We start from the raw sequence: 1859 nt of genomic DNA on the forward strand, positions 1-1859 counted from the left end.
CGAGATGTGGACGCCGTTGGCGGACGCGATCGTCTCGATCGCGGCCTGGTGTGACATCTGGCTGAACCGGGTCGGCCCTCGTTCGCCGACCACGATGCCGGTGTAGCCGTCTGGGACGGGCTCTACCTGCTCGAGGTGGGTCAGCTTGAACGCCTGATGGTTGGGGACGACTCGCTTCTGCCACAGCTCGACCTCGGAACCCGTCGTAGACGACTTCCGGGCAGCGGGCTGCTGGGGTGTCACCCGCGGGCGTGGTCGGCGCAGCACAGTTACCCAGAACGGGACGGCCATGATGATGCCGGCGATCCACAGCAGGATCGCCACCCAGCCGTACGGGCCGAATACGCTGGCCGCCGTCGCCCACAGAACGCCGGCGGCGACGGGAACGATCGGCAGGTCTTGGCCGCGCCGCTCCGCGTTGCCGAGCACAGCAACTGCTGTGGCGGTGATGACGCCGGCTCGGATGAGCGGGTGCACCTCGAGGCCGTCGGCCGCCCACGCTGTGGTGTGGAGGGTGGCCAGCCATGCCACGGGCTGCAGCAGCGCAAGCTTGCCGCGCTCGTGGTGAGCGACCTTGCGGGCGGCGCGAAGAACCGCGTCGGCTCCGCTCGGCTGCGCCGGCTTGCTGGCCTCCTCCGCCGGTGCGGCGGGCGGGGCAGCCGCCGTGTCGTGGCTGGCCATGAGGTTCTCCTTCGAGGATTAGTTGTTGGCGACGGTGGTGGCTCGCTCGGCGATCCGGTCAGCGACGCCGGCGGCCTGGTTGAGCAGGTCCTGAAGGACGGCGGTGTCGCCGATCAGGTCGGAGTGCTCGTTGAGGATGGTCGCCATCGACGCGGCCAGGCTTTCGCTGCCGCTCATCTGGGCGCGCAGTTCGGAGGCGAACTGCTGGTGGGCGTGCGCGTAGCTGGTGAGGCCTGTGGCTTCGGTCTGCACGTCGGTTCCTTCCTGTGGTGGGTGGTGGGGTTCCGGCTCCTTGCTGGAGCTGGAGTCGGGGGGTTCCGGGTCTTTGTCCCAGTCGTCGGGCGGGTCGTTCGGGGCGCGGTAGAAGCAGACCTTGTGGCCGCACGGGCAGGTGACCCAAACGTCCTGCTCGTCGCCCGGGATGATGCCGGTGATCCTGGCGCCGCAGCGCGGGCACTCGGTCCAGCCCTTGACGGGCGGGTCGCCGAACTCTGCCTTGTCGGGGCCGACGATGACCTGCTCGACGACCTCCTGCGCATCGACGGGCTGAGCGTCCTTCCACGCGCGGTAGCCGTCCTTCCCACCGCGCCACGCGGCACGGCGGATCCGGTTAGCCGCGGCCAGCGTCTTCGCCGCCCCGTACCCGGTGGACAGACCCCACGAAGCCCAGCGGCGCGGGCTGTACCAGCGAGGATCCCCGGCGCGCAGCTGCTGCTGGGCAAAGGTGTAGCCGTCGCGGAACTCGCGGACCGCCTGCGCTTTCCCAGCCTGCCAGGCTCCAGAGACGGCAGCCCGGGCGTCAGGGCGGCGCCACGCGATGCCGCAGACGATCGCGGCGACGACCAGGGCCAGGATGAAGAGAATCACCGCGTGTCCATCTGCGAGGTCAACGTGTTGGCGTTCGTCTTCACCAGATCGGTGAGGTAGGTGACGGTGGTGCCGCCGGTGATGAGCACGATGGCCGCCAGCGACGGCAGCATGAACAGGTTCCACGGGTGGTCGATCCGCTTGTCCGGGAACAGGTCAGCGAGAGTGGCCATCAGGAAGCCTGCGAACAGGATGAGCGCGATCCCTCCGACGATCAGGACGGAGGTGAGGCTGGTGGCAAGCCGGGCGAGCGCCACGGCGACACCGACCAGGCCCAGCCCGGCGAGGAACATGAGGATGCCCATCGTGGT

Annotated in this window: 3 protein-coding genes; all 3 read right to left on the reverse strand. The window is 69.3% G+C overall.

Annotation, left to right across the window (positions count from 1 at the left end; translation table 11 throughout):
* Positions 1–681 (reverse strand): hypothetical protein (locus tag ACIBVN_RS57340; RefSeq protein ID WP_397150798.1); only part of this gene is annotated, 681 nt, incomplete at its 3' end.
* Between the two features lie 18 nt (positions 682–699).
* The gene (locus ACIBVN_RS57345; RefSeq protein ID WP_397150800.1) at positions 700–1548 is read right to left on the reverse strand and encodes a hypothetical protein; all 849 of its coding nucleotides are present in this window, start codon (positions 1546–1548) and stop codon (positions 700–702) included.
* Positions 1545–1859 (reverse strand): hypothetical protein (locus ACIBVN_RS57350; protein WP_397150802.1); only part of this gene is annotated, 315 nt, incomplete at its 5' end. The genes ACIBVN_RS57345 and ACIBVN_RS57350, both read right to left, overlap by 4 nt.

The sequence above is a fragment of the Nonomuraea sp. NPDC049400 genome (assembly GCF_044466425.1).
GTDB lineage: Bacteria > Actinomycetota > Actinomycetes > Streptosporangiales > Streptosporangiaceae > Nonomuraea.